The organism is Parabacteroides acidifaciens, from assembly GCF_003363715.1.
In the GTDB taxonomy this organism is placed as follows: domain Bacteria; phylum Bacteroidota; class Bacteroidia; order Bacteroidales; family Tannerellaceae; genus Parabacteroides; species Parabacteroides acidifaciens.
Window position 1 is genome coordinate 23006 of record NZ_QREV01000056.1, and the last position, 7289, is coordinate 30294.

The 7289-nt window shown below is 47.6% G+C and carries 7 protein-coding genes; all 7 read right to left on the reverse strand.

The window, feature by feature from the left end; all coding sequences use genetic code 11:
- Position 1: 1 nt before the first annotated feature.
- The 7 genes from DWU89_RS17275 to DWU89_RS17305 are packed head-to-tail and all read right to left on the reverse strand — an operon-like array spanning position 2 to position 7248.
- On the reverse strand, positions 2-1477 hold the full coding sequence (locus DWU89_RS17275) for a phytoene desaturase family protein (protein WP_115500881.1): 1476 nt from the start codon (positions 1475-1477) through the stop codon (positions 2-4).
- On the reverse strand, positions 1474-3963 hold the full coding sequence (locus DWU89_RS17280; RefSeq protein ID WP_115500882.1) for an MMPL family transporter: 2490 nt from the start codon (positions 3961-3963) through the stop codon (positions 1474-1476). The genes DWU89_RS17275 and DWU89_RS17280 overlap by 4 nt, the downstream gene beginning before the upstream one ends.
- Positions 3960-4325 carry a beta-hydroxyacyl-ACP dehydratase gene (locus tag DWU89_RS17285; RefSeq protein WP_115500883.1) on the reverse strand — a complete coding sequence of 122 codons (366 nt, stop codon included), beginning with the start codon at positions 4323-4325 and terminating at the stop codon, positions 3960-3962. Before DWU89_RS17285 ends, DWU89_RS17280 begins: the two co-directional genes overlap by 4 nt.
- 15 nt (positions 4326-4340) lie before the next feature.
- Positions 4341-4766, reverse strand: coding sequence for a beta-hydroxyacyl-ACP dehydratase (locus tag DWU89_RS17290; RefSeq protein ID WP_115500884.1), 426 nt, complete (start codon positions 4764-4766; stop codon positions 4341-4343).
- Entirely contained in the window at positions 4763-5011 is a 249-nt protein-coding gene (locus DWU89_RS17295; protein WP_115500888.1) for an acyl carrier protein, read from the reverse strand. The genes DWU89_RS17290 and DWU89_RS17295 overlap by 4 nt, the downstream gene beginning before the upstream one ends.
- A gap of 27 nt (positions 5012-5038) precedes the next feature.
- The gene (locus DWU89_RS17300) at positions 5039-6259 is read right to left on the reverse strand and encodes a beta-ketoacyl-[acyl-carrier-protein] synthase family protein (protein ID WP_115500885.1); all 1221 of its coding nucleotides are present in this window, start codon (positions 6257-6259) and stop codon (positions 5039-5041) included.
- A gap of 14 nt (positions 6260-6273) precedes the next feature.
- A complete protein-coding gene (locus DWU89_RS17305) occupies positions 6274-7248 on the reverse strand; it encodes a GNAT family protein (RefSeq protein ID WP_244205938.1) in 975 nt (324 codons plus the stop codon).
- Positions 7249-7289 lie beyond the last annotated feature (41 nt).

A 7289-nucleotide genomic window follows, 5' to 3' on the forward strand; every position in this document is an offset into this window, starting at 1 on the left:
TTTAGTTTTTTACTATATTCCATATATATTCCTTCCCCAGCACTTCTGCACAGGTGAAGAGCGTTGTCATTGTCACACCATGCAGCCCATGCAACATAAGGTTCTGTCCCGTAAGGAGCAAGTTCGGAATGGGCGTGCGTGGTGAAAGCAGAGTCATTAGCGGATCCCTGAAATCCTTGCGCAGACCATAGGCCGAGCCTTCGGGAGTACAGGTGTAATCGCGATAGGTAAGCGGGGTGCTGGTATAGTGTCCGACAGCCTTATCGCCAAGGCCGGGAATGAACCGTTCGGCTAATGCGATACACTCGCCGGCCATACGTTCTTTCATGGCTTTGTAGCTGTCGCCTCGCTGACCGACTGTTGTCAGGTTCCACGATTCGCACCTGTTCCAGGTCATCGGAGTGAGCAAATCGACCTGTTGCACATACTCACTGCCGTCTTCGGGCATCCGGCAACTGACCAATATCCCTTTTACAGGACCGTCTTCCTGGTAGAAGGTCCATACATCGGGCTGTTTATAGACATATTGGTTCCAGTTGAAATATTTGAGAGTCCCAGGTTTGATACGGAGCGATACGGTAAACATACCGAAGGTATTCTCCATATGTTCCATGCGCTTGCGGTATATGCTTTTCATCCTGCCGCTCCGTTTCACCAGCCGGTAAGTGGCAGCAGGGTGTATATCGCTGATAAAGAGATCACCTTCGTAGCTTTCTCCGTTCGAACATACCGCATACAGCAGTTTCCCGTCTTTCTCCACTAACTCCTGTACCTCGGCATTGCAGATAATCTCACCGCCATGGCTGCGGATATCTTCCGCCAGCGAATTGACTATCAGCGAACCGTCACCTTTCAGCCGCCAGCTGCTTTCAATGAAACTGCTGTTGCCGTGAGCGAATGTAAACAACGGAAGCGATTCGCGCCGCAGCTCCATCTTCAACGAGGTACCGCTGAGTACATTTATCAGCAACGGATCACGGAACGTTTCCGTCAGATACCGATAAGCGCTTGTCTCAAAAAGAGCGGAGAGAGACGAGGTCTCCTTGCTCAGAGGATTCAGAGCCTCAAATTGCGACCGGTCAACCTGTTTCAGCATATCCGCGTAGCGGTTCAAGGCATCACGTTCGGCGGGAAAATCGGCGGCCAGTGTATCTACAAACCTGTCGTACCCTTGCGTGAAGGCAAAGGTGCGGTCTCCGATTGTCACCCGGTCGAAGTCTGCATCCAGGCGTTGCCACGGAAGGCGCAATAACCCCAAACGCTTGAAGGCGGCGTGCAGCGATTGTCCTTCATCCAGTCCTCCCACATAGTGAAATCCCGTATCGAAAGCCAACCCGTGCCGTTTGTAGCTCTGGAGGCACCCGCCGGCTTGCGTTCCCCTCTCCAGGAGAAGGACGCTCATACCGGCACGCGAAAGGATGTGTGCACATTCCAATCCGCCGAGTCCGCTACCTATGATGACTACCTCGTATTTCATTTCTTACTTTTATTGATCATTCTGAAAACGGCAGGTTGCACCACATAAGAGATCACCACCGCAGCAATCAAGCCTACAAGGGTGGAAAAACCTACGGATTTGATAGCGGGATGCTCGGCAAACAGCATGGAGCTCACGGTTACAATCAAGATCATCGCACTGAAGAATATGGCCGTTTTATGATAGCCCAACAAGCGTGCGTTCTTCTCGCCTCCGATAAGCCCGTTCATGACGAAGATGCTATAGTCGACACCTATACCGAAAATAAACGTCGATATGATGATATTGATCAGATTGAACCGTACACCGAAAATCACCATCGAACCTAACACGATCAACCAGCTTAACAGGATAGGCATAAAGCCGAGCAAGGTATGCTTGACGTTGAAACGGAAACTGAAAAACAGCACAATGAGGACAAACAGCATTGAAATCCATTGCAGCACATTGAAGTCTTCATTCAGCTGGATCAATGTATCCGTGGTATAATAATAAGTGTCGAGCACAAGCAAGTCGGGCGAAGAAACCACTGCATCACAGATACGGTTGTAATCGCTTTCCTTACTGCGTATAGAGTCGTTCTTGCATCTGACAGAAGTAAAACAGAGATACTCGCCATTATAGGATTGCTCCATCAACGTGGACTGATAGCCTTTCGGGATAATGCCGGCCTTATAGAGGGCATCCGGTTTGTAGTCGGCAGTGGCAAAGTCGAAGAAAGAATCGAACGCTTCGGGGCGAAGGCTGGCTTGTGGAGCCGTCTGGCCGATAAGGCTGCGTACCTGTTGCAAACGCTCTTCCGTCCAGAAGTTTTTCCAGGCATCGATTCGTTGCTGTTGTACCTGTAAGGGTACAAAGATTTGATCGGTATGCGTATAGCCCTTCACCAGTCCGGCATCCTGTAACGAATCTAACTTGCTTGCCATATTCGAGAAGTTTTCAATGGCCTCTTCCATCGTTGCTCCCGAACTGGCAAAATACTTTTGCTTGTCACCGGTATGTGTCTTGGTACGGAGTAAATTCTCCGAATAGGATATGCTTTCGGCCCTATAGCCCAAATTGTGCATATCCGCATCAAAGCGGGTACCTCCGACAAGGTAAAAGCCTATGCAAACCACCACTGCGGCAAGGATAATAAACAACAACGGCTTTTTGCGGTCGAACGGGTAGCAATTGATACGGTCTACGATTGCGAACACGCGATGATTGACCTTATTTTTCTCCGGATTAAGAAATTGCGGCAAATAGATAAGGCTGAAAGCCGTAGTGCCCACAATAGCAAAAGCAGCAAACAGTCCGAAGTCCTGCAACAGTTCCGTCTGAATAAAGATAAGTCCCATGAAAGAGCCGATGGTAGTAAGGCATCCCAGGCAAACGGGCTTGACTTGGTCACGCAATACCTGTTCGGGATCGCTCACATACTTATAATGTGTCATGATGTGCAACACATAACTGAGTGCCACTCCCAATACAACCGCCCCGATACCGAGTGCCAGCAGCGAGAACTGCCCTTTGATGAAATACATGGCAGCAAGCCCGAAAAGGGTTCCGAAGACTACCGGCAGCAACAATAGCGGTATTGTGTCGTAATTGCGGAAGCAGATGAAAATAAAAAGAAGGACCAGTATCAATGAGCCGATAATGGTTTCCTTTAAGTCAGACTTTATCCGCCATGAATTATAGAATCCACTGGCAGGAGTGCCATGATAGCAGATTTTCACATCGGGGGCAGATACGGAGAACTGTTCTATCTGCTCATTCAGTTTCTTGAACAAAGCCGAGCCCTGTCCCGTATTGGTGGCAGAATACATAGGCGTGATGAACGCCACGCACACGGTGGAGTCCCGAACGAAGAAATGTCCGTTAAGGGTCTTATAACTGCCGCCACCAGCACCATCTGCCAACGGTTTCAGCTGTTCCATAAGCACGTTACGCAATCCCACTGGGTCCATCTGTATCAGTTCCGGGAACATGGTTCCGACAGGGCTCAGCAAATCATCGTGATTGGCTTGCATCTGCCGGCTCATATGCTGGTAGGTCAGCAGTGTGTCCAGACGATTATAAATACAGGTATCGATATAAGCCGGAAGATGGGCGCCCAGGTAATCAATCACATCCAACATCAGGTCATCGGGCAATTTATAAAAGACATCCCCTATCACCTGCTGTGTAGAGTCCATTGCAGCATTCCAGGATTTCAGCGAATCGATGAAAGCATCGCACGTTTCGGCTATATGCTCCACAGAAGCCCCGGCTCTACCCTCAAAAAGCAGGAAAGTCTTGTCCTTAATGCGCAGGTTGGCAAAAGCTAATTTTGTAGTACCATCCTCGTTTTTCGAGGATGGCATCAGTTTATTTATGTCCTCTTCCAGATATATTTGCGAGGCAAAATATCCAAAGAAGGCATATAGGGCAATCATCGACAGCCAAAAGACTGCACGATGGTTACGGAAAAAGTGATAAATCTTTATACATAGTTCTGTCATACAATCATATCTCCCTTATATTCCATATACGTTCTTTCCGCATCCGCTATTTTTGCCGTGACAGTGAATCCCCTGTCCGTAGACAAAAGGCTGACGGTTACATCCACTTCGGGACAAAGAGCCGGTGAAGCAACGGCAGTCAGACGACATTGTTTGATGGTACTAATCTGCAATTTCCTACCTGCCAGCAATATGGCACATTCCTTGATCGTCTCTATGTTGCAGACACCCGGACATACAGGATTACCGGGAAAATGGCCGCGATAGACATCGCAATCGGGCAAGAGGACAATGCGGTAAACAGCACTCAATCCATCAACTTTCGTATTAATTATCTTATAATATTTGTTTTCAAGCAGCATAGAGGATAAATTTATTCAATCGTCAGGCTTAATGAATATCTTCATTTGTGTATCAGCTACTATATCATCGAGGACGCGGGTCTCACCGGTTATGATCGTCACACCGGCCAATTCCGCTCCCATCGTGATAGTGGTCCGCAACTCGTCACCTGGCTGCGGACGGCAGTAGCAATGGAATTTTTTCACTTCACCGATGTAGCCCACAGGAGGAGTTGCAGCCCCTGCACGTATCGCCCGATATCCTGCGAAGGCCGAGGCTGACTGGGCTATATGCTCTATAAGCCCAGGTTCAGCCAGTAGTCCGTCCTCATCGATGAAGTAGTTGTCTGCTCTGACGGTGAGACCGGTTACGGCCACATCGCCATCCACCTCTATCAGCTTGTCGACCATTATGATCGGGTCGCGTTGCAGAATGAGGTCCTTTATTTCTTCATACTTCATTCTACCGGAAGATGTGACTCTATATAGTCATAGAGGTCGTTAAATGTTTTGATCTTAGGCAAATCCGATGCAGGAACCTTTATCTTGTAAGTATATTGGATGATAGCCACAAGGTCCACAAGACTGAGACTATCCAGGGAAAGTGTATCCTTTATATCTGCATCAGGGGTAAAAGCGTCTAATTCGACTTCAAATTCTTCTGCTAATACGGCATTTACTTTTGCTATAATTTCTTCACGTGTCATAATCATTCTTTTTTTAGTTTGTTTTTACTATAAATTCTTTACAATAAGAGTTGAGTTTGTTCCACCGAATCCGAACGAATTGGAAAGGAACATATCGAAATGTGCTCCCCGGGTTTCCGGAACGATATTAAGACAGGCCGTTTCCTCGTCGGGATTCTCAAAGTTGATATTCCCTGCGATAAAATCATTTTTCATCATCAATATTGAATAGATGAGTTCACTGGCTCCGGCCATCCACATCTCGTGTCCGGTTTGGCTTTTGGTGGATGTCACAGGCACTTTATAGTCGCCAAACATCCGGTCGATAGCCAATGCTTCCCTACCGTCGCCAATACGTGTTGAAGTGGCATGAGCGTTGATATAACCTATTTGGCGCGTATCTATACCGCCATTCTTCAGGCATAATTCCAAAGAACGGGCGGGACCTGCTACGTTTGGCGTGGAGATATGGTCGCCATTGCCAGAAAATCCCCAGCTTACGATTTCGGCAAGTATGGGAGCACCCCGTTTTACGGCATGTTCATAACTTTCGACGATCAGGGTAGCGGCACCGCCTCCGGGCACCAGGCCGTCACGGTCACGATCGAACGGGCGGCTCGCTTTGGCCGGTTCATTTTCGCGTATGGAAAACGATTGGATGCCATCGAACGAAGCGACACTGTATAAGTTGGCTTCCTGGGCTCCGCCACAAATAATACAATCCTGCAATCCGTTGCGTATGAGAAGATACGCCAATCCTATGGCTTGGGAACCTGAAGCACAGGCTGCCGAAGCGGTCAGATTGATACCGCGCAACTTAAATAAACAGGCAAGGTTCATTGTTACAGTAGAGTTCATCGACTGAAAGATAGAACCACTGCCACAAGCGGATGTATCCTTGAACTCGCGGAACTTGTCAAGCGCATGCATGGTAGCTTCGGCTACAGAGTCGTTGCCGTAGATAATACCAACCTCGCGCTTATCGATGCAGTCCTGGTCCAGCTTGGCATTCTCAAGAGCCGAACGGGTAGCCATATAGGCATATTGTGCCTCTTCGGGCATGAATTGCCGCAAATTGCGCGGAACGAACGGTTTTAGGTCAGGGTGTTCCACATGAGCACATAAGGCGGAACGGAATCCGGCTTCCTTACGTTCCTGACTGAAGACAATACCACTCTTCCCGCTATATAGGGAATCACGTACTTCTTCAAGTGTCTTTCCCAGGCACGACCATATTCCCATACCTGTTATCACTACTTTTCTTTCCATACTCTCGTTTTTATTTATAATTTTTTCTTATAACATCGCCTTCTTTTGATAAAAGTAGGGTTCAGCGGTTTCCACTGAGACAATTCCTTCACATTGTCCTCCAGCTGTGGCCCTGTCTCGGCTCTTTTAAAGTGGCATTTATTATAGATAGGTATAAGATCCTCGAAAAACAGCGCATTTGCGCCCAATCCTTGATAGTCCGGGCGTACTGCAATCAAGAGCAGTTCGGCTGTATCTTCCCTTTTCCACGTCAAAGCCCGGAGCAAATGAAACCATCCAAAGGGGAATAATTTCCCTTTCGCCTTTTGCAGGGCATGCGAAAGACTACCCATGGTTATCGCGGCTCCTATCACTTCGCCTTCCTCATTTTCTATGACGGGCAACAACTGTTTATCTATCAGAGGTAAATACCGTTTGATATATAAATCAATCTGTTTATCAGATAATTCCGTATAACCAAAGAGAGGAGCATAGGCCGTATTCAGCAAGTTGAATACTTTCTTACCATATCCACGCTTTGATATATCGGAATTAGTCAATTTCTTGACATGCAGCCCGAACATTTCTTTCGCCTGTTTTGACACACGGACGTACTTGGGAGGAATTTCCGGAGGGATTTCAATCGCTACCTGCACCCAGTCCACTTCTTTCTCATAGCCGAGAGCTTCCATGTGCTTGGGATAATAGGGGTAGTTGTAAATTGTTATCATCGACCCCAACTTGTCAAAATCTTCCACCAGCATGCCTTCCTTGTCAAAATCAAAAATACCCATCGGTCCTTGAATGCAATCCATGCCACGCTCTTTGCCCCACTGTTCCACTGCGTTCAGTAAGGCGGCCGATATTTCCAAATCGTCGATAAATTCGATAAAGCCAAATCGGACATTCCTTGTTCCCCATTTTTCATTGGCACGATAATTAATAATACCGGCTATGCGACCGACAGGTTTTCCTGGCTCACCCGATATTTCATGGGGGGGGGACTTCATTCACTTTCTTGGAATATCTATCGCTACTATAATAGTCTTGT